At 68.7% G+C, this 18,716-nt stretch carries 21 protein-coding genes, 1 tRNA gene and 1 pseudogene; 7 read left to right on the top strand and 16 right to left on the bottom strand.

The annotated features are described in order from the left end of the window. Positions 1-16 precede the first annotated feature (16 nt). The 5 genes from ACBY01_RS15335 to ACBY01_RS15315 all read right to left on the bottom strand — a co-directional run bounded on the left by ACBY01_RS15335 (position 17) and on the right by ACBY01_RS15315 (position 2,332). Positions 17-92, bottom strand: a tRNA-Glu gene (locus tag ACBY01_RS15335). 433 nt (positions 93-525) lie between these two features. Continuing rightward, a complete protein-coding gene (gene rplI, locus ACBY01_RS15330; RefSeq protein ID WP_416461821.1) occupies positions 526-1,119 on the bottom strand; it encodes a 50S ribosomal protein L9 in 594 nt (197 codons plus the stop codon). A gap of 12 nt (positions 1,120-1,131) precedes the next feature. Then, positions 1,132-1,356 (bottom strand): 30S ribosomal protein S18, encoded by a 225-nt coding sequence (rpsR, locus tag ACBY01_RS15325; protein WP_125959570.1) that lies wholly within the window; start codon positions 1,354-1,356, stop codon positions 1,132-1,134. Positions 1,357-1,368: 12 nt separating this feature from the next. After that, positions 1,369-1,785: a 30S ribosomal protein S6 gene (gene rpsF, locus ACBY01_RS15320; protein ID WP_416461820.1), complete on the bottom strand. Its 417-nt coding sequence runs from the start codon at positions 1,783-1,785 to the stop codon at positions 1,369-1,371. Positions 1,786-1,933: 148 nt separating this feature from the next. After that, the gene (locus ACBY01_RS15315) at positions 1,934-2,332 is read right to left on the bottom strand and encodes an RcnB family protein (RefSeq protein ID WP_416461819.1); all 399 of its coding nucleotides are present in this window, start codon (positions 2,330-2,332) and stop codon (positions 1,934-1,936) included. A gap of 172 nt (positions 2,333-2,504) precedes the next feature. Between ACBY01_RS15315 and fabD the strand changes: the two genes are divergently transcribed. From fabD to mltG, 5 genes are all read left to right on the top strand, one after another. Next, a complete protein-coding gene (fabD, locus tag ACBY01_RS15310; protein WP_416461818.1) occupies positions 2,505-3,464 on the top strand; it encodes an ACP S-malonyltransferase in 960 nt (319 codons plus the stop codon). A gap of 14 nt (positions 3,465-3,478) precedes the next feature. After that, entirely contained in the window at positions 3,479-4,216 is a 738-nt protein-coding gene (fabG, locus tag ACBY01_RS15305; RefSeq protein ID WP_416461817.1) for a 3-oxoacyl-[acyl-carrier-protein] reductase, read from the top strand. Positions 4,217-4,318: 102 nt separating this feature from the next. Beyond that, a complete protein-coding gene (locus tag ACBY01_RS15300; protein WP_125959575.1) occupies positions 4,319-4,555 on the top strand; it encodes an acyl carrier protein in 237 nt (78 codons plus the stop codon). A gap of 132 nt (positions 4,556-4,687) precedes the next feature. Then, entirely contained in the window at positions 4,688-5,947 is a 1,260-nt protein-coding gene (gene fabF / locus ACBY01_RS15295) for a beta-ketoacyl-ACP synthase II (RefSeq protein ID WP_416461815.1), read from the top strand. Positions 5,948-5,984: 37 nt separating this feature from the next. Continuing rightward, the gene (mltG, locus tag ACBY01_RS15290; RefSeq protein WP_416461814.1) at positions 5,985-6,953 is read left to right on the top strand and encodes an endolytic transglycosylase MltG; all 969 of its coding nucleotides are present in this window, start codon (positions 5,985-5,987) and stop codon (positions 6,951-6,953) included. A gap of 71 nt (positions 6,954-7,024) precedes the next feature. Here the strand turns inward: mltG and ACBY01_RS15285 are convergent, their stop codons facing one another. From ACBY01_RS15285 to ACBY01_RS15245, 9 genes are all read right to left on the bottom strand, one after another. Further along, positions 7,025-7,567, bottom strand: a complete 543-nt coding sequence (locus tag ACBY01_RS15285) for a nucleoside 2-deoxyribosyltransferase domain-containing protein (protein WP_416461812.1) — start codon at positions 7,565-7,567, stop codon at positions 7,025-7,027. A gap of 2 nt (positions 7,568-7,569) precedes the next feature. Next, the gene (eda, locus tag ACBY01_RS15280; RefSeq protein ID WP_416461811.1) at positions 7,570-8,181 is read right to left on the bottom strand and encodes a bifunctional 4-hydroxy-2-oxoglutarate aldolase/2-dehydro-3-deoxy-phosphogluconate aldolase; all 612 of its coding nucleotides are present in this window, start codon (positions 8,179-8,181) and stop codon (positions 7,570-7,572) included. After that, the gene (gene glk, locus ACBY01_RS15275) at positions 8,178-9,146 is read right to left on the bottom strand and encodes a glucokinase (RefSeq protein ID WP_416461810.1); all 969 of its coding nucleotides are present in this window, start codon (positions 9,144-9,146) and stop codon (positions 8,178-8,180) included. Before glk ends, eda begins: the two co-directional genes overlap by 4 nt. A gap of 37 nt (positions 9,147-9,183) precedes the next feature. Continuing rightward, a complete protein-coding gene (gene edd / locus ACBY01_RS15270; protein WP_416461830.1) occupies positions 9,184-11,007 on the bottom strand; it encodes a phosphogluconate dehydratase in 1,824 nt (607 codons plus the stop codon). Further along, complete coding sequence (pgl, locus tag ACBY01_RS15265) at positions 11,007-11,711, bottom strand: 6-phosphogluconolactonase (RefSeq protein ID WP_416461809.1); 705 nt, start codon at positions 11,709-11,711, stop codon at positions 11,007-11,009. Before pgl ends, edd begins: the two co-directional genes overlap by 1 nt. 89 nt (positions 11,712-11,800) lie before the next feature. Continuing rightward, complete coding sequence (gene zwf, locus ACBY01_RS15260) at positions 11,801-13,258, bottom strand: glucose-6-phosphate dehydrogenase (protein ID WP_416461808.1); 1,458 nt, start codon at positions 13,256-13,258, stop codon at positions 11,801-11,803. 76 nt (positions 13,259-13,334) lie between these two features. Beyond that, positions 13,335-14,261, bottom strand: coding sequence for an N-acetyl-gamma-glutamyl-phosphate reductase (gene argC, locus ACBY01_RS15255; RefSeq protein ID WP_416461806.1), 927 nt, complete (start codon positions 14,259-14,261; stop codon positions 13,335-13,337). After that, on the bottom strand, positions 14,258-15,115 hold the full coding sequence (locus tag ACBY01_RS15250) for an NlpC/P60 family protein (RefSeq protein WP_416461805.1): 858 nt from the start codon (positions 15,113-15,115) through the stop codon (positions 14,258-14,260). The genes argC and ACBY01_RS15250 overlap by 4 nt, the downstream gene beginning before the upstream one ends. Further along, positions 15,093-15,419, bottom strand: coding sequence for a MarR family transcriptional regulator (locus tag ACBY01_RS15245; protein ID WP_416461829.1), 327 nt, complete (start codon positions 15,417-15,419; stop codon positions 15,093-15,095). The genes ACBY01_RS15250 and ACBY01_RS15245 overlap by 23 nt, the downstream gene beginning before the upstream one ends. A gap of 221 nt (positions 15,420-15,640) precedes the next feature. Between ACBY01_RS15245 and secG the strand changes: the two genes are divergently transcribed. Beyond that, positions 15,641-16,009 (top strand): preprotein translocase subunit SecG, encoded by a 369-nt coding sequence (gene secG, locus ACBY01_RS15240; protein WP_416461804.1) that lies wholly within the window; start codon positions 15,641-15,643, stop codon positions 16,007-16,009. Between the two features lie 94 nt (positions 16,010-16,103). Next, positions 16,104-17,735, top strand: coding sequence for a CTP synthase (gene pyrG / locus ACBY01_RS15235; RefSeq protein ID WP_416461803.1), 1,632 nt, complete (start codon positions 16,104-16,106; stop codon positions 17,733-17,735). Positions 17,736-18,008: 273 nt separating this feature from the next. Here the strand turns inward: pyrG and ACBY01_RS15230 are convergent, their stop codons facing one another. Further along, the gene (locus tag ACBY01_RS15230; RefSeq protein ID WP_416461802.1) at positions 18,009-18,488 is read right to left on the bottom strand and encodes an Hsp20 family protein; all 480 of its coding nucleotides are present in this window, start codon (positions 18,486-18,488) and stop codon (positions 18,009-18,011) included. A 124-nt stretch (positions 18,489-18,612) separates the two neighbouring features. After that, positions 18,613-18,716: pseudogene (locus ACBY01_RS15225) on the bottom strand (IS481 family transposase); the annotation flags it as partial.

Genomic DNA, 18,716 nt, shown 5'->3' with positions numbered 1-18,716 from the left:
CCATTCTGGCAGGCGCTGGTGACCCCTACGGGACTCGAACCCGTGTTTTCGCCGTGAGAGGGCGACGTCCTAGACCGCTAGACGAAGGGGCCAATCGCTTGGTGAGGGGGCCGTTTACGGGTGGGGGGCGGGGGCGTCAAGCAGCGTTTTCGAGCTGCCGGGACTTTTTTGCAAGTCACTGTTTTCGCGGTTAATTCGCAGCCGTTCGGACACTCGCGACGCGATCGACGAGCACCCTCTCGCCCTCAGCCTCGGCCGCCCCGTTCATCCTCCGGCAACCTTTTCGCCAGCGGGGCATTGAAGCCGGCGAAGACCCTTGCAGGTGAATGACGATGTTCAAGTTCTTTCCGGTGGTGTTGGCGTCGGTTCCGCTCGTGGCGGTGGTCAGTGCCTATGTGATGGTGCACTGACGGAGCCGCGGTCGCGGCGCTAACGGCGCGTCGGAGACCCCGCAGACAAAAAGAAAGGGCCGCCGGGTGTTCCCGGCGGCCCTTCCTGTTTGCTTGGCTTCGAACACGGGAAGCCTCAGGCTTCCTCGCCCTCGGCCGGCGCCTCTTCGCGGGCGATCTCGCCCGGCTCGGCGTTGGAGTCGTAGTCCTCGGTGAAGCCGGCGGTGTCCTGCTCGAACATCGCGGCCATCACGTCGACGCCCTGCGCCTGCATGTCGGCTTCTTCCGGCGAGCGGGCGACGTTGACCTTGACGGTCACGGTCACTTCCGGGTGCAGCGCGACCTTGACGTCGTGGATGCCGATCGCCTTGATCGGGCGGTCGAGCACGATCTGCGACTTGTTGACCTTGTGGCCGTCGGCGACGAGCACCTCGACCAGGTCCCGCACCGCGACCGAGCCGTAGAGCTGGCCGGTGTTCGACGCCTGACGGATCAGCGTGACCGACACGTCCTCGAGCGTCTTGGCCTCGGCCTGCGCGTCGGTACGACGCGAGGCGTTCTCGGCCTCGATGCGCTCGCGGTTCGCCTCGAACACCTTGCGGTTGGCTTCGTTGGCGCGCAGCGCCTTCTTGCGCGGCAGGAGGAAGTTGCGGGCGAAGCCGTCCTTCACCTTGACCACGTCGCCGATGGCGCCGAGCTTCTCGACGCGCTCCAGCAGAATAACGTCCATGTCGGGCGCTCCTTACTTCACGATGTAGGGCAGCAGGCCCAGGTGACGGGCGCGCTTGATCGCCTGGGCGAGCTCGCGCTGCTTCTTCGCGCTCACCGAGGTGATGCGCGACGGGACGATCTTGCCACGCTCGGACACGAAGCCCTGGAGCAGACGGACGTCCTTGTAATCGATCCGGGGAGCGTCCTTGCCCGAGAAGGGGCAGCTCTTGCGGCGGCGGAAAAACGGTCGTGCCATGATGATGCTCCCTTACGCTTCTTCGCGGCGCGGGCCGCGGTCCTCGCGCGAAGCACGGTCGTCGCGGTCACGGCCGCGGCCGCCCCGGTCGCCGCGCTCCGAGCGCTCGCTCTTGCGCATCATCACGGTCGGACCTTCCTCCAGCTTGTCGACCTTGACGGTCATGAAGCGGATCACGTCCTCGTTGATCTGGGTCTGGCGCTCCAGCTCGGCGACCACGCCTGCGGGCGCGTCGATCTCGAGCATGACGTAGTGCGCCTTGCGGTTCTTGGCGATCCGGTAGGCCAGCGAACGCAGCCCCCAGGTCTCGGTCTTCACGACCTTGCCGTTGTTGTCTTCGATGATCTTCGTGGCGGTTTCCGCCAGCTGGTCCACCTGCGCCTGTGCCAGATCCTGGCGCGCAAGGAACACATGCTCGTACAGAGCCATGCTGTTACCTTAATGTTGGCCGATCGCTGACGCCGCCCCATGCGGCGCCCCTCCGGCTGTCGTCCGTATTCAAATCGGGGGCGAAAGGACGAACCTTCCACCCCCGAGGACCCGTGCCTGTACCGCAAAGCCCGCGGAAGGCAAGGAATTAGTTGGCGAGCGCCCCGCCGATCACCGCTCCGATCAGCCCGCTGGCGAGCGCCACCAGCACCGCGTCGTTGCCGGACTGGACCCACTGATAGCCGCGAGGCGGCGCATAGAGCCCGCCGTGGCCGCGATAGTCGACCTGGCGATAGTTGCGGGCGTAGCGGCTGTCGAACCGCTCGCCGCGCTGCCATTGGCGGGCGTTCTGGTACGACTGCTGGTAGCCGCGCTGCTGCGAATACGGCTGCTGGTACGAACGCTGCGGGGTGCGGGTGACGTGCCTGGTGACGACGGTGGTCCGCTCGACGGTGTGGTGCGAGCCGTGGTCCGAGCGCGGCGGCGCGGCCAGGGCGGGCGTCGCGACCAGCGAAGCGGCGACGGCGGCGAGAACGAACTTCTTCATGATAACGGCTCCTTTTCCGCCTCGAGTGGCGATGAAGCCAATCTGGGTGCGCCGTGTCGCAGGCGTTTGTCGCGAGACGGGCGAAATGGTCGCAAGCTGTCGCGGTCCGCGGGGTTGCGTTCATCTTGCCGGTCGGCCTAACGCGCGCGTTCGAGATCCAAGGAGAGGGACGTTGCGCGCTTTCATCTTTCCCGGCCAGGGAAGCCAGTCGGTCGGCATGGGGGCGGCGCTCGCCGCCGCGTCGCCGCACGCCCGCGAGGTGTTCGGCGAGGTCGACGAGGCGCTCGGCCAGAACCTGTTCCGGCTGATGTCCGAAGGCCCGGCCGACGAGTTGACGCTGACCGAGAACGCCCAGCCGGCGATCATGGCCAACGCCATCGCCGTGCTGCGCGTGCTGGAGAAGGACGGCGGCATCCGCCTGGCCGACAAGGCCGACTTCGTCGCCGGCCACTCGCTCGGCGAATATAGTGCCTTGTGCGCCGCGGGCGCGTTCGACCTCGCGACCACCGCCCGGCTGCTCAAGCTGCGCGGGCAGGCGATGCAGGCGGCGGTGCCGGTGGGCGAGGGGGCGATGGCCGCGCTCCTGGGCGTCGACCTGGAAAAGGCGCAGACGATCGCGGGTGCCGCGGCCGATTCGATCCTGGCGGAAGGCGGCGCGCAGCTGGTCTCGGCGGTCGCCAACGACAACGATCCGAGCCAGGTGGTGATTTCCGGCCATCGCGCCGCGATCGAGCGCGCGGTCGCGCTCGCCAAGGAGATGGGCGCCAAGCGTGCGCTGCTGCTGCCGGTCTCCGCGCCCTTCCACTGCCCGTTGATGCAGCCGGCGGCGGAGGCGATGGAGAATGCGCTGCTCGACGCCGATCTGCGCGCGCCGCTCGTGCCGGTCTACGCCAACGTCGACGCCGCGCCGATCGCCGATCCCGGCGCGATCCGCGTCGCGCTGGTCCAGCAGGTGACGGGCATGGTGCGTTGGCGCGAATCGGTGCTGGCGATGCAGGCGGCCGGCGTGAGCGACTTCGTCGAGCTGGGCGGCAAGGTGCTCGGCGCGATGGTCAAGCGGATCGCGCCGGACGCGACCGCGACCAGCGTGGTGACGATGGACGATATCGAAGCGCTGGCGGCGCGGCTGTGAACGGAGACGAAAAGATGTTCGATCTGACAGGCATGACCGCGCTGGTGACCGGCGCGTCGGGGGGCATCGGCTCCGAGATCGCCAAGGCGCTGGCCGGGCAGGGCGCGCGGCTCGCGCTGTCGGGCTCCAACCTCGACAAGCTGGAGGCGTTCAAGACGGAACTGGGCGGCGACCATGTCGCGCTGCCGTGCAACCTCTCCGACGGCGCTGCCGTCGACCAGCTGGTGCCGCAGGCGGTGCAGGCGCTCGGCAAGCTCGACATCCTCGTCAACAACGCCGGCGTCACCCGCGACAATCTGGCGATGCGGATGAAGGACGACGAATGGGATCAGGTGATCCGCGTCAACCTGGAGGCGGCGTTCCGCCTCGCCCGCGCCGCCGCCAAGCCGATGATGAAGGCGCGGTTCGGCCGCATCGTCTCGATCACCTCGATCGTCGGTCAGACCGGCAACCCGGGCCAGGCGAACTACGCGGCGTCGAAGGCGGGGCTGGTCGGCATGTCCAAGGCGCTGGGCCAGGAGCTCGCGAGCCGCGGCATCACCGTCAACTGCGTCGCGCCCGGCTTCATCCGCTCGGCGATGACCGACGTGCTGCCCGATGCGCAGAAGCAGGCGCTGCTCGGCAAGATCCCGGCGGGCGACCTGGGCGAGGGGGCGGACATCGGCGCCGCCGTGGTCTATCTCGCCAGCCGCGAGGCGGGCTACGTCACCGGCCAGACGCTCCACGTCAACGGCGGCATGGCAATGATCTGACGGGCGGCACGCTCCGGCGCGCCGGGGCTCTTGCCAGCGAACGGACGCCGTTCTAGGTGCGTTCAGGAATAGCAGTTACCGCATTTGAAAGAGGAACAGGGAATGAGCGAGACCGCCGATCGCGTGAAGAAGATCGTCGTCGAGCATCTGGGCGTCGAAGCCGAGAAGGTGACCGAGGACGCCAGCTTCATCGACGACCTGGGCGCGGACAGCCTCGACATCGTCGAGCTGGTCATGGCGTTCGAGGAGGAATTCGGCGTCGAGATCCCCGACGACGCCGCCGAGAAGATCACGACCGTCAAGGACGCGATCGCCTACATCGACGAGCACAAGGGCTGAGCCTTGCCGGCTCCGATCGCGGCGACGCGACGGGGCCGCGGCTGACGCCGAATTGGAACGGCCCTCCGTCCCGCCGCGACAAGCGAGGGGCGGGGGGCCGTTCGCATTTGAGAGCACAGACGGAGAGTTGCCATGCGCCGCGTAGTCGTGACCGGCCTCGGCCTCGTCACCCCGCTGGGTGCCGATGTCGAAACGGCCTGGAAGAACATCATCGCCAGCAAGTCTGGCGCCGCCACCATCACTCACTTCGACGCGACGGACTTCCAGAGCAACTATGCCTGCGAGGTGAAGCCGGCCGACCATGAATACGGTTTCGACGCGAGCAAGCGCGTCGACCACAAGATCCAGCGCCAGGTCGATCCGTTCATCGTCTACGGCATCGACGCCGCGGGCCAGGCGATCGAGGACGCAGGCCTCACCGACATGACCGAGGAGGAGCGCTTCCGCGCCGGCTGCTCGATCGGCGCAGGCATCGGCGGCCTGCCGGGCATCGAGAGCGAATCGCTGGTGCTCGCGGCCAAGGGCCCCAAGCGCGTCAGCCCGCACTTCGTCCACGGCCGCCTCATCAACCTGATCTCGGGTCAGGTCTCGATCAAGTACGGGTTGATGGGTCCGAACCACGCGGTGGTCACCGCCTGCTCGACCGGCGCGCATTCGATCGGCGATGCCGCGCGGATGATCGCGATGGACGATGCCGACGTGATGCTGGCGGGCGGCGCCGAGAGCGCGATCTGCCCGATCGGCATCGCCGGCTTCGGCCAGGCGCGCGCGCTGTCGACCGGATTCCGTGACGATCCCACCAAGGGCAGCCGCCCCTACGACCGCGACCGCGACGGCTTCGTCATGGGCGAGGGCGCGGGCGTGGTCGTGCTCGAGGAATATGAGCGTGCCAAGGCGCGCGGCGCCAAGATCTATGCCGAGGTGATCGGCTATGGCCTGTCGGGCGACGCCTATCACGTGACCGCGCCGCATCCCGAAGGCTCGGGCGCGTTCCGTTCGATGCAGATGGCGATGCGCAAGTCTGGCCTCGACCTGTCGGACATCGACTATATCAACGCGCACGGCACCTCGACGCCGCTCGGCGACGAGCTCGAACTCGGTGCGGTCCGCCGCCTGTTCGGCAGCGCGCTCGACGGCGTGTCGATGAGCTCGACCAAGTCGGCGATCGGCCATCTGCTCGGCGGCGCCGGCGCGGTGGAGTCGATCTTCTGCATCCTGGCGATGCGCGACGGGATCGTCCCGCCGACGCTCAACCTCGACAACCCGAGCGAGAATTGCGTCGGCGTCGACCTGGTCCCGCACGTCGCCAAGGAGCGCAAGGTGAAGGCGATCCTGAACAACTCGTTCGGCTTCGGCGGCACCAACGCCTCGCTGGTGATGAAGGCGATCTGAGGATGGGCGCATCGCCGCACCGGCAGGCCCGCGGCTGATGCGCCGCCCCGGATGCTTCGGCATGGTTCTCGCGCTGGCGCTGCTGGCGGTGCTGTTCGGCGTCGCCAGCAGCTGGATGGGCGCGGGACCGGCCGAAAAGGAGCTCGCGGTGGTGGTGCCGAACGGCGCCACGCTGTCGCGCGCCGCGACCGAGCTGGAGAAGGCGGGGGCGATCCGCTCCGCGCACCGCTTCCTGCTGTTCGCGCGCGTGCTCGGCTCCGACGCGCCGATCCGCGCCGGCGAATATCAGGTGCCGGCGCATGCCAGCCAGTCCGACGTGCTCGAGCTGCTGCAGAGCGGCAAGGTGATCCAGCGCCTCGTCGCCGTGCCCGAAGGCATGCCGTCGGTGCTGGTGCACGAGGCGCTGATGCGTGCGCCGCACCTCACCGGGACGATCGCGGTTCCCGAGGAGGGCAGCGTCCTGCCCGACAGCTACAGCTATCAGCGCGGCGACACGCGCCAGGAGGTGCTCGATCGCATGCAGAAGGCGATGCGCGATTATCTCGCCGCCGCTTGGAAGCGCCGCAAGCCGGGCGCGGTGGTTGGTAGCCCGCAGGAAGCGCTGACGCTCGCCTCGATCGTCGAGAAGGAAACCGCCAAGCCGGCGGAACGCCGCACGGTCGCGGCGGTCTACGGCAACCGGCTGAAGCAGGGCATGCCGCTGCAGGCCGACCCGACGGTCATCTATCCGGTGACCAAGGGACGCCCGCTCGGCCGGCGCATCCTCCGCTCGGAGCTGACTGCCAAGAACGGCTACAACACCTATGCCTCGACCGGGCTGCCGGTGGGGCCGATCGCCAACCCGGGTCGCGCCTCGATCGACGCGGTGCTCGACCCGGCGTCGACCAGCGCGCTCTATTTCGTCGCCGACGGAAGCGGCGGGCATGTGTTCGCCGACACGCTCGAGCAGCACAACGCCAATGTGCAGAAATGGTACGCCATCCGCCGCCAGCGCGGGGAGATGTAGCGGCGGCCGCTGTGCTGGGGGTCGAGCGTAGCGGCAATAGATCCTGACTTCCGTCAGGCTGAGGGCGGATGTCAGCGGCGTCTGGCAGCCGCGCGCCGTCGCACCTCGGCCACCAGCGCCGCCATCGTGTCGACCTGCTGGACGCCGTACAGCTCGGCGGTGATGTCGACGTTGCCTTTGCGCCAGAATCCGGGCGGGCAGAGCAGCACCAGCTTTCCCGACCGGGCGTGCAGCCCCATTTCGAGCAGGCTGACCGGGCTCTGCGTGCCGGGGGCGAGATAGAGGACGATCACGTCCGCCGCCTCCAGCGCGCGCAACTCCCATTCCACCTGCTCGCGGAACTGCGGATTGCCCGCCTCGGGCTTCCACGCCGGGTTCCAGTCGGCCCGCCGCGGGTTGAGGATGGTCACGTCGAGGTCGGCGAGCGCGGCGACGAACTCCGCCTGCCAGTCGCTCGCCTTGCCCATGTCGATGCTGCCCGCCAGGAAGATGCGCGGGCGGGAATGGTCCTGCGGCAGCGGCGCCGGTGAGGTGATCAGCTGCGGTCCGGCGGATGCCGCCGGGGCCGCAACGCTCGCCATCGTCATTCCCAGCGCGAGCAGCAGCCCCCGCACACTCAGCCCTTGAGCTGCGCGGCGGCGCGGGCCTTTTCCTCGACCTCTTCCATGCTGCCGGTGGCGAGCCAGCTGCCGCCGACGCACAGCACCGGATCGAACGCCAGCCACTCCGGCGCCGTCGCCAGGCTGATCCCGCCGGTCGGGCAGAACCGCGCCTGATAGAACGGGGCGGCAAGCGCCTTCAGCGCCTTCAGCCCCCCCGACGCCTCGGCCGGGAAGAACTTGAAGTGGGTCAGCCCCAGGTCGAGCCCGCGCATGATGTCGCCGGCGTTGGCGATGCCCGGCAGGAACGGCACGCGGCTGTCGATGATCGGCTCGGCGAGCTTCTGCGTAAGGCCGGGCGAGACGATGAACTCGGCGCCGGCTTCCATCGCCTGGGCGAACTGGGTCGGGTTGACGACCGTGCCGGCGCCGACGATCGCGCCCTCCACCTTCTTCATCTCGCGGATCGCATCGAGCGCGGCCGGGGTGCGCAGCGTCACCTCCAGTGTACGGATACCGCCGCGGACCAGCGCCTCTGCAAGCGGACGGGCGGTGGCGGCGTCGTCGATCACCAGCACCGGAATGACCGGCCCGGCGTTCATGATCGTCTGGATGTCGGGAAGGGTCATCGTGCGTGCTCCTGCGCGAAGGCGGCCGCGGCGCCGAACAGGCCGGGCTGGGGATGGGTGATGAGCTTGACGGGGATGTTCCCCATCAGCGACTGGAACCGCCCCTTGGCGGTGAAGCGCTGACCGAAGCCGCTTTCGAGCAGCTTGTCCTTGAGCCGGAGGCCGAGGCCGCCCGCGATCACCACGCCCTTGGCGCCGTGCGCGAGCGCGGTGTCGCCGGCAAAGGCGCCGAGCGACAGGCAGAAGCGGTCGAGCGCGGCGGCGGCGAGGCTGTCGTGCCCGTCGAGCGCCAGCTGCCACAGCGTCTTGTCGTCGCGGCTCGCGACCGGCGATCCCTCGATCTCGGCCAGCGTCTCGTACCAGGCGACGATCGCGGGGCCGGACACGGCGCGCTCGGCGGACGCGCGGGTGTAGGTCTTGCGCAGCCGCTTGAGCAGCGCATCCTCGATCCCGTCGAGCGGCGCGAAGTCCTGGTGGCCGCCCTCGGTCTCGATGACGTGATAGTCGTGGGCGTGGCGCAGCACCTGCGCGACGCCCAGGCCGGTGCCGGGCCCGCAGATGCTGAGGACGCCGCGCTCGGGCAGCGGCACGTCGGGGCCGCAGACGTGGATGAAGTTGTCTTCCGGCACCTGCGCGACGGCATGGCCGACCGCGCCGAAGTCGTTGATGAACGAATAGGTGTCTACCCCCAGCCGCTCGTGCATCAGCGGCGGGCGGATGATCCACGGGTTGTTGGTGAGCTTGATCAGCGTGTCGTTGATCGGCGAGGCGACCGCGATCGACGCCGCGCGCGGCAGCTCCCGGTCGATCCGCCGGCCGAACGCCTGCCAGGCGAGCTGCAGGCTGCCGTGTTCGGCGGTCTTCAGCGTGATCGGCTCGCTGAGTGACCGGACCTTGCCGCCTTCGACTTCGGCGATGGCGAAGCGCGCGTGCGTGCCGCCGATATCAACCGCTACGACTTCCATGTGCATCCTCTCCTTGCGGCCTGTTGCCGGCCGCTTGTCAGAACCCGGACATCGCGAGCATCGCCGAGGCACCGGCCTCCGCCTCGCTCGCGCCGTGCCGCATCAGTCCGAACAACTCGCGGCCGGTGCCCTGCAGCGCAGGCGGCGCCTCGACCACCTCGCGCGCCGCCCACTCGGCCGGATCGACCAGCGCGGTGAGCACCCCCGCCTCGGCATCGAGCCGGACGAGATCGCCGTCGCGGACCTTGCCGACCGGGCCGCCGCCCAGCGCCTCGGGCGAGAGATGGATCGCGCACGGCACCTTGCCGCTTGCGCCCGACATGCGCCCGTCGGTGACCAGCGCGACGCGGAAGCCGCGGTTCTGGAGCACGCCGAGCGGCGGGGTGAGCTTGTGCAGCTCGGGCATGCCGTTGGCGCGCGGACCCTGATGGCGAACCACCACCACCACGTCGCGGTCGAGCTCGCCGGCCTTGAACGCGGCCTGGACCTGCGCCTGGTCGGAGAAGACGCGCGCCGGCGCCTCGATGATCCAGCGGTCGGGGTCGACCGCCGACACCTTGATGCAGGCGCGGCCGAGATTGCCCTGGAGAATGCGGAAGCCGCCCTCGGGCGAGAACGGGGCGTCGACGGTGCGGACGATGCTCTCGTCGCTCGAACGCTCGGCGTGATCGCGCCACACCAGCGCATCGCCCTCCATGTCCGGCTTGCGCGAATAGGCGGCCATGCCGCCGTCGGCGATCGTCAGCACGTCGCCGTGGAGCAGCCCGCCCTTGAGCAGCTCCCGGATCACGAAGCTGGGGCCGCCCGCATCCTCGAACATGTTCACGTCGGCCGATCCGTTCGGATAGACGCGGGTGAGCAGCGGAACGGTCTTCGACAGCCGGTCGAAGTCCTCCCAGTCGAGCACGATCCCGGCGCAGCGCGCGATCGCGGGCAGGTGGATCAGGTGATTGGTCGAGCCGCCGGTCGCCAGCAGCACGATCGCCGCGTTGACGATCGCCTTTTCGTCGACGCAGCGGCCGAGCGGGCGATAGTCGTCGCCGTCCCAGCCGATCTCCGCGAGCCGGTGGACCGCCTTGCGGGTCAGTTCCTGGCGCAGCTTGGTGCCCGGATTGGCGAAGGCCGCGCCGGGGACGTGCAGGCCCATCGCCTCCATCATCATCTGGTTGGAGTTGGCGGTGCCGTAGAAGGTGCAGGTACCCTTGCCGTGATAGGCGGCGATCTCCGCGTCGAGCAGTTCCTCGCGGCTCGCCTTGCCCTCGGCATAGCGCTCGCGCACCGCCGCCTTGTCCTTGTTGGCGAGTCCGGAGCGCATCGGGCCGCCGGGGATCAGCACCATCGGCAGATGGCCGAAGCGCAGCGCCCCCATCAGCAGGCCCGGCACGATCTTGTCGCAGATGCCGAGCAGCGCCGCGCCCTCGAACATGCCGTGGCTGAGCGCGACGGCGGTCGACAGCGCGATGGTGTCGCGGCTGAACAGCGACAGCTCCATGCCAGGATAGCCCTGAGTCACGCCGTCGCACATCGCCGGCACGCCGCCCGCCACCTGCGCGGTGATCCCGGCCTCGCGTGCCCAGACCTTCATCTGCTCGGGGTAGCGGTAATAGGTCGCGTGCGCCGACAGCATGTCGTTGTAGGCGGTGACGATGCCGACGTTCATCGCGCTCGCCGGGCGCATCCGGTCGCGGTCCTCATCAGTGCCGGCATAGCCGTGGGCGAGGTTGGCGCAGCCCAGCATCGGCCGGTCGACGCCGTTCTCGCGCTCGCGATCGATCAGCGCGAGATAGGCGGCGCGGCTGTCGCGCGAGTTGGCGATGACGCGGTCGGTCACCGCGGCGATTTCCGGATGCAGCGTGGTCATCATTCGCTCCAGTGGACGTCGACCGGCAGCTCGACCTCGGACAGCACGCGGCCGATCGGCAGCATCGAGCTCGCGCCCTCGCTGATCGCCCGCTCCAGCACCTCGCGCTTGGCGGCGCCGCTGATCGCGATCATCAGCGCGCGCGACGAGGCGATCGCCGAGTGGGAAAGGGTGATGCGCGCGACCGGCGCCTCGGGCGGCAGCGGATCGGGCATCACGCCCAGCGCGCGGCGCTCCTTGGGACCCTGCAGCGCCTCGTCGAGATCGGGGCCGGGAAAGATCGAGGCGGTGTGGCCGTCGCTGCCGATGCCGAGCAGGCACAGGTCGAGCGGCCAGTGCACGTCCTGCAGCCGCGCGTCGGCGGCGCGGCCGGCGGCGCGATAGTCGCTCGCCTTCTCGCTGGTCAGCGGCAGCACGCGCGCGCCCTTGGGCAGAAACACCTTGGCGATCGCGGTGACGTTCGAAAGGTCGTCGCCCATCGGCACGAGCCGGTCGTCGGTCGGCACGATCGTCACGCGCTTCCAGTCGAGCTTGGCGGCGGCGAGCTTCTCATAGATCGGCAGCGGCGTCTTGCCGCCCGGCAGTGCGATCACCGCACCGCCGCGCGCGTCGATCGCGCTTTCGATGATGAACTGCACGTCGCCGGCGACGGCGTCGGCCATTTCGGCCGCGTCGTCATATTCCCACCATTCGATTTCGGTCATTCCAATATCCTGATTGCCGCCACGGGGTCAGGACCGGAGCCGGTCCTGCGCTCCCTCTCCGAACCCAACGGAGCGGGCGGGCGAAAGGTTCACTCGTTCCAGGTCACCCCATCGCGCTCGGTCAGCGCGACGCTGGCGCTGGGACCCCAGCTGCCGGAGGGATAGGGCTTGGGCTTCATGTCGTTGGCGTCCCAGCCGGCGCGGATTCCGTCGATCCACTCCCACTGCGCCTCCACCTCGTCGCGACGGACGAACAGCGTCGGATCGCCCTCGATCAGGTCGAGCAGCAGCCGCTCATAGGCGATGCGGCGCCGCGTGCCCGCGAAGGCGGCGGTGAGCGACAGGTCGAGCGGCACTTCGCGCAGGCGGATGCCGTCGCGGTCGAGGCCCGGTTCCTTCGCCATCACCAGCAGGCGAATATACTCCTCCGGTTGCAGGCGGATGACCAGCGTGTTGGGCTGGAGCATGCCGCCGCGTTCGGCGAAGATCGAGTGCGGCACCGGCTTGAACTGGATCGAGATCTCCGAATGCCGCTCGGCGAGCCGCTTGCCGGTGCGCAGGTAGAAGGGGACGCCCTGCCAGCGCCAGCTGTCGACGTGCGCCTTCACCGCGACGAAGGTCTCGGTGTTTGACGGCTTCTCGAGTTCCTCGACATAGCCGCGGACGATCTCGCCCTTAACCGCGCCGTCGCGGTACTGGCCGATCACCGTCTCCGACTGCACCTCGTTCGCACCGATCGGACGCAGCGAGCGCAGGACTTTGACCTTCTCGTCGCGGATGGCGGTACCGTCGAAGCGGGCAGGGGGCTCCATCGCGATCAGCGCGAGCAGCTGGAGCATATGGTTCTGGACCATGTCGCGCAGTGCGCCGATGTCGTCGTAATAGCCGGCGCGGCCCTCCAGCCCAACCGTCTCCGACACGGTGATCTGGACGTGGTCGATACCGCGCGCGTTCCAGATCGGCTCGAACATCGCGTTGCCGAAGCGCAGCGCCAGGATGTTCTGCACCGTCTCCTTGCCGAGATAATGGTCGAGGCGGAAGGTGCGCTCCTCGGGAAAACCCAGCGCGACGACGTCGTTGATCTCGCGGCTCGACTGGAGGTCGTTGCCGAGCGGCTTCTCCAAGCCGATGCGGACGTTCGGTCCGGCGAGCCCCGCCGATTCGAGGCCCTTGATCGTCGGGCCGAACAGCCAGGGTGCGGTCGAGAGGAAGATCGCGAGCCCGCCCGAGACGTCGCCCAGCTTGTCGGCAAGACCCTTGAAGCCCTCGATCTGCGAGGCGTCCATCGGGTGGTAGTGAAGCCGGTCGAGGAAGCCCGCGATCGCCGCCTCGTCCTGCCGGTCGGCGGGCAGATGCTCGTCGAGCGCAGCCTTGGCGAAGGCGCGATAGCCGGCGTCGTCGTGCTCGTGACGCGCGGTGCCGGTGATGGTGAGACCCTCCGGCAGCAGCCCGTCGGCATGGAGCCCGTAGAGCGACGGCAGCAACATGCGTTGCGCCAGGTCGCCCGTGGCTCCGAACAGCAGCAGCTTGCCGACCGGCTGTCTCATAACATCTCCTCGTATTCGTTCTGCGGCCCGCGATAGTCGTACCGTCCGTCCGCGCAAGGCCGCGCGGGCGACCGCCTCAGAGCACCAGCCCTGCGGCGGGGTCGAAGCCGGCCATGATGTTCAGGTTCTGCACCGCGGCGCCGGCGGCACCCTTGCCCAGATTGTCGAGCGTCGCGACCAGCCGCAGCTGGCCGGTCGCGGGGTTGCCGAACACGCGCACGGTCAACCGGTCGGTGCCGGCATTCTCCTCGATCGACACCGTCGGCGCCTCGGCCGGGGCGACGCGCACCACCGGCGAGCCGCGATAGGCATCCTGCAGCGCACCCTCGATCCCCGCGAGGGTGGGGCGGGGCGTCAGCGCGTAGAGCGGCAGCGGCACCTCGACCACCATGCCGCGATAGGTGTTCGCGACCGCAGGGGTGAAGATCGGCGGATGGGCGAGCCGCGCATGGCGCTGCATTTCCGGCACGTGCTTGTGCGCCAGCCCCATCGCATAGGCGCGGAACGCCGGAGGATCGGGCTGCTGATACTCCTCGATCATCGACCGGCCGCCCCCCGAGAAGCCGGACACCGCGTTGACGCTGACCGGCCAGTCGAGCGGGATCAGCCCGCCACGCACCAGCGGCCGCACCAGCGCGAGGAAGCCGGTGGGATAACAGCCCGGATTGGCGACGCGCATCGATTCGGCGATCAGCGCGGGCTGTGCCGGCTCGAGCTCGGCCATGCCGTAGGTCCAACCCTCCGCGGTGCGATGCGCGGTCGAGGCGTCGATCACGCGGGTGCGATCGTTGTCGATCAGCGATACCGCCTCGCGCGCCGCGTCGTCGGGCAGGCAGAGGATGACGAAATCGGCGTCGTTGAGCGCCTCGCGCCGCGCGGCCGGGTCCTTGCGGCGGTCGTCCGGCAAGGTGACGAGCGCGATCTCCGGCCGGCCGGCGAGCCGATCGCGGATTTCAAGCCCGGTGGTGCCGACGGCACCGTCGATGAACACCGTAGCGGTCACGGCTGCCGCCTCCCGAGAATGGCGCCGTAGCGATCGGTAAGCGCCGCCACCGGCGACCGCACGACGCTGTCGGCATCGACGTGGACCGCGGTCTGGGCGTCCACCAGGATCGCCGCATGGTCGTCGAAGAACAGGACCTGCCCGCGCTCGAACGGATCGGCGTCCGAACACGCCGTGCCGACCGTCGCCGCCTGGAGGTCGCAGAAGCGCGGCGCGGACTTGCCGGCGAGGTGCAGGCTCAGGAAAACCAGTCCGGCCGCATCCAGCCCGGCACCCGAACGGCCACCGGCACGCGCAGGGACGCCGACCAGTTGCTCGGCGATCGCCGCCACGTCCGACGAGAGCCCGCCCAGCGGCATCAGCGCATCGGAGCCGACGTAGCCTCCATCGACTTCGCAGAGCGATTCGCCGGCCGGCGACGCGGCAACGCACGTGCCCATCGGCAGCGCGGCGAGCGTGGCGCTGTCCAGCGACGCGCGGCCGTGCACCATCGCGGTGCGTACCGCGACGATATGGGTCGGTGTCCAGAAGGCGGTGAACGCATCCGCGGCGACGAAGCCGACGCTGCCGTCGATCGGGGACACGCCCCAAAGATAGTCGCCCGACACTTCCAGCACGTCGAAAGATTCGCCGGCAAGTACCTCGGAAAGCACGGTTTCCGGTTCACCGGCACGTGCCAGCACCGGCGTGTTGCGGCCGGCGGTACGCGGCTGCGACAAGGCATAATGCGGGGCGAAGACGCGCTCTGCGAGGCGGATGTCCGCCAGGTCGCGACGCACCGCGTCGACGCGCGTGTCGAGGATCGAAGAGCGGCCGGCGAGCGAAAAACGGCTACGCGGTCGCCCTTCGGGCAACGAGCTCGCCGACTCGATCGTCCGCGAGGAAATGCCCGAACTCTGCAAGAAAATCTGCCCCTTCGCTGGTCTTCGCGACGAAGATGTTACGTTTGTCCGCCTCGTCGCGCTGGCGGCGCAGATAGCCGAGCGTGCCCAGCCTGTTCAAGGCGCGCGTGACGACGGGCTTCGAGACGTTCAGCGCCCGCGCCAGGCCGCGCACCGTGTGGGGGCCGGGCTCCAGATAGACCAGCAGCATCAACGCCATCTGGCGATTGGTCAGGTCGGGCACCCCGGACCGGACGTAGTCGACCAGTCCGCGCATCCACTTCCCGAGCGATTTCTCGGAGAACGGTTTCACGTTGTCTCCCGTACCTTTTCTTGCGCCCGTGGCGCTTTGCCTGACTGCGATGTGAACGCCGCTGCGGGGCCAAGTTTCCCGGGATTCGCCGAAATGTTACGGGGCCGTCGGTCCGTTCCGGTTGATCCCCTGCCTGCGCTCGCCTATGTCGCCGCCGTCTCTCGAAATCGGATCGCTGTCCCGACATGTTCACCTTTCTGCTCGTCGTCCATGCCATCGTCGCTGCCCTGCTCGTGACGGTGATCCTGATGCAGCGTTCGGAAGGTGGCGGTCTCACCACCGGCGGCAGCCCCTCCGGGCTGATGTCGGCGCGGGGTGCGGCGGACTTCCTGACCCGCTCGACCGCGATCCTCGCCGGGCTGTTCATCGCGATGAGCATCCTGCTCGCGGTGCTGGCGGCGACCCGCCACGATGCGATCGACACCTCGCTCGCCCGGCCGACGAGCCCGGCGGCGGTGCAGCCGGCGCCGGGCGCACCGGCGGACGCGGGCGCACCCGGCAACGTCGCGGCGCCGGCTCCGGTCGAGAACGGCGCGGTTCCGATCGCCCGCTAACTCCATCTTTTCAAACCATCCGTCGATTTTCCGGGGTGCGCGAGCGATCGCGCGCTTGCGGAGCACGGCTGCTACACGTTAGGCGTTCCCTCCCATGACGCGGTATATTTTCATCACCGGCGGCGTGGTCTCGTCGCTCGGTAAGGGCCTCATGGCGGCCAGTCTCGCAGCGCTGCTTCAGGCGCGTGGCTACAAGGTTCGCATCCGGAAGTTCGATCCGTACCTGAACGTCGATCCGGGCACGATGTCGCCGTATCAGCACGGCGAGGTCTATGTGACCGACGACGGGGCGGAAACCGACCTCGATCTCGGCCATTACGAACGCTTCACCGGCGTGGCGGCGCACCAGTCGGACAACGTCACCTCGGGCCGCATCTATCAGCAGATCATCGCGCGCGAGCGGCGCGGCGACTATCTCGGCGCGACGGTGCAGGTGATCCCGCACGTCACCGACGCGATCAAGGCGTTCGCTCAGGCGGATACCGAGGGGCTCGACTTCGTGCTGTGCGAGATCGGCGGCACCGTCGGCGACATCGAATCGCTGCCGTTCATCGAGGCGATCCGCCAGCTCAAGAACGAACTCGGCCGCGGCCAATCGATCAGCGTGCACGTCACGCTGGTGCCGTTCATCTCGGCCGCCGGCGAGCTGAAGACCAAGCCGACCCAGCATTCGGTGCGCGAGCTCGCCGCGCTGGGGGTCCAGCCCGACGTGCTGGTGTGCCGCTGCGAACAGCCGCTGCCTGAGGGCGAGCGCGCCAAGATCGCGCTGTTCTGCAACGTCCGCAAGGAAGCGGTGATTCCCGCGCTCGATGCCTCGAGCATCTATGCGGTGCCGCTCCAGTACCACGGCGAAGGTCTTGATTCGGAAGTGCTGCGCGCGTTCGGCATCGAGCCGGGCGAGCCGCCGGTGCTCGACCGCTGGACGACGATCATCGAGCGGCTGCAGAACCCCGAGGGCGAAGTGACCGTCGGCGTGGTCGGGAAGTATGTCGGGCTGCCCGACGCCTACAAGTCGCTGCACGAGGCGCTGGTCCACGGCGGCATCGCCAACCGGGTGAAGGTCAACGTCCGCTGGCTCGACGCCGAGCTGTTCGAGCGCGACGAGGCGACGATCGCCAGCCAGCTCGAGCCGATGCATGCGATCCTGGTGCCCGGCGGCTTCGGCGAGCGCGGGTCCGAGGGCAAGATCGCCTCGGTCCGCTTCGCCCGTGAGCGCGGCGTGCCGTTCTTCGGCATCTGCCTCGGCATGCAGATGGCCTGCATCGAGGCGGCGCGCGATCAGGGGATCGCCGACGCCTCCACTACCGAATTCGGCGAGACCGACGAGCCCGTGGTCGGCCTCATCACCGAGTGGATGACCGAAAAGGGCCTGGAAACCCGCGAGGCCGGCGGCGATCTGGGGGGCACGATGCGCGTCGGCGCCTATCCCGCGAAGCTTTCGGGCAACAGCGTCGTCGCCGGCATCTACGGCGGCAACGAGATCAGCGAGCGCCATCGCCACCGGTACGAGGTGAACACCCACTATCGCGAGGTGCTGGAGCGCGACGGGTTGGTGGTGTCGGGTACGTCGCCCGACGAGACGCTGCCGGAGATCGTCGAGCGGCCGGACCATCCCTGGTTCGTCGGCGTGCAGTTCCACCCGGAGCTGAAGTCGAAGCCGTTCGATCCGCACCCGCTGTTCGCGAGCTTCATCGAAGCGGCCGTGCGCCAGTCGCGCTTGGTTTGAGCGGAGCGGCGGGCGGCGCGTGATCGCAGCCGCCCCGTCCGTTTTCCCAACCTCGTCATCCTGACGGGAGTCAGGATCCATTGCCGGTACGGTTGCGCTTCTGCGGCACCGCTGCGCGTTTGGATGCTGACTTCCGTCAGCATGACGAAGGGGGAGACGTCTCGCCAATACGCGGGTTCGACCAGCCGTACACGCAAAGGGCGCCCGGGCCATTGGCCGGACGCCCCTGCCTTGGCGCGCAAGGGAGCAACGCGCCTCAGCCGGTATGCGGGATCAGGCGGCCTGCGCCGTCTCGTCTCCCGCCTGGTGCTCGACCGCCGGCGCTTCGCCGGTCGACACCGCGATCTTGCGCGGCTTCATGGCCTCGGGAATCTCGCGCACGAGCTCGATCACGAGCAGGCCGTCGGCGAGATTGGCACTCTCCACCCGCACGAAGTCGGCGAGTTCGAAGCGGCGCTCGAAGCTGCGGTTGGCGATGCCCAAGTGCAGGAACGCGCTGCGCTGCGCGTCCGTCTCGGCAGTCTTCTTGCCGGCGACGAGCAGCATGTTCTGCTGGGCGGTGATGTCGATCTCGTCGGATTTGAACCCGGCCACCGCGAGCGTGATGCGGTAGCGATCCTCGGCCAGCCGCTCGAGGTTGAACGGCGGATAATTCTCGGTGTTCGCCTGCCGGGCCGAAGCCTCCAGCATGTCGAACAGACGATCGAAGCCGATCGCGGAGCGGCGGTAGGGGGTGAAGTCGAACTGACGCATTGCAAAATCTCCTATGAGCAAGTTGCTTGTCGGGGATGCCGGCATCTGCCCGGCTCCCGGAGCGACCCCGAAGGCGTCGCTCTTCTCAGGATTTGGGGGCCGGGGATGGGCTTTCAAGAGGGGGTTAGGTGTTCAGTCCCGGCATCTGGTGGATCGGATTGACGATGAAGCGTTCTGGCTCTGAGGTCCAGAGCTTGGCGATGTATTCGTAGGGTGTGAGGCCGCTGA

It is taken from the genome of Sphingomonas mangrovi (genome assembly GCF_047975845.1).
In the GTDB taxonomy this organism is placed as follows: Bacteria; Pseudomonadota; Alphaproteobacteria; order Sphingomonadales; family Sphingomonadaceae; genus Sphingomonas.
Note: the sequence above shows the minus strand (reverse complement) of the source record. Positions and strands in the feature narration are given on the sequence as shown.

Bases quoted from the DNA above. Each gene is read 5' to 3' on its own strand.
- rplI (WP_416461821.1), bottom strand. From the start codon at position 1,119: ATGGACGTTATTCTGCTGGAGCGCGTCGAGAAGCTCGGCGCCATCGGC.
- rpsR (WP_125959570.1), bottom strand. From the start codon at position 1,356: ATGGCACGACCGTTTTTCCGCCGCCGCAAGAGCTGCCCCTTCTCGGGC.
- rpsF (WP_416461820.1), bottom strand. From the start codon at position 1,785: ATGGCTCTGTACGAGCATGTGTTCCTTGCGCGCCAGGATCTGGCACAG.
- ACBY01_RS15315 (WP_416461819.1), bottom strand. From the start codon at position 2,332: ATGAAGAAGTTCGTTCTCGCCGCCGTCGCCGCTTCGCTGGTCGCGACG.
- fabG (WP_416461817.1), top strand. From the start codon at position 3,479: ATGTTCGATCTGACAGGCATGACCGCGCTGGTGACCGGCGCGTCGGGG.
- ACBY01_RS15300 (WP_125959575.1), top strand. From the start codon at position 4,319: ATGAGCGAGACCGCCGATCGCGTGAAGAAGATCGTCGTCGAGCATCTG.
- fabF (WP_416461815.1), top strand. From the start codon at position 4,688: ATGCGCCGCGTAGTCGTGACCGGCCTCGGCCTCGTCACCCCGCTGGGT.
- mltG (WP_416461814.1), top strand. From the start codon at position 5,985: ATGCGCCGCCCCGGATGCTTCGGCATGGTTCTCGCGCTGGCGCTGCTG.
- eda (WP_416461811.1), bottom strand. From the start codon at position 8,181: ATGACCCTTCCCGACATCCAGACGATCATGAACGCCGGGCCGGTCATT.
- glk (WP_416461810.1), bottom strand. From the start codon at position 9,146: ATGGAAGTCGTAGCGGTTGATATCGGCGGCACGCACGCGCGCTTCGCC.
- edd (WP_416461830.1), bottom strand. From the start codon at position 11,007: ATGACCACGCTGCATCCGGAAATCGCCGCGGTGACCGACCGCGTCATC.
- pgl (WP_416461809.1), bottom strand. From the start codon at position 11,711: ATGACCGAAATCGAATGGTGGGAATATGACGACGCGGCCGAAATGGCC.
- zwf (WP_416461808.1), bottom strand. From the start codon at position 13,258: ATGAGACAGCCGGTCGGCAAGCTGCTGCTGTTCGGAGCCACGGGCGAC.
- ACBY01_RS15245 (WP_416461829.1), bottom strand. From the start codon at position 15,419: ATGCGCGGACTGGTCGACTACGTCCGGTCCGGGGTGCCCGACCTGACC.
- secG (WP_416461804.1), top strand. From the start codon at position 15,641: ATGTTCACCTTTCTGCTCGTCGTCCATGCCATCGTCGCTGCCCTGCTC.
- pyrG (WP_416461803.1), top strand. From the start codon at position 16,104: ATGACGCGGTATATTTTCATCACCGGCGGCGTGGTCTCGTCGCTCGGT.
- ACBY01_RS15230 (WP_416461802.1), bottom strand. From the start codon at position 18,488: ATGCGTCAGTTCGACTTCACCCCCTACCGCCGCTCCGCGATCGGCTTC.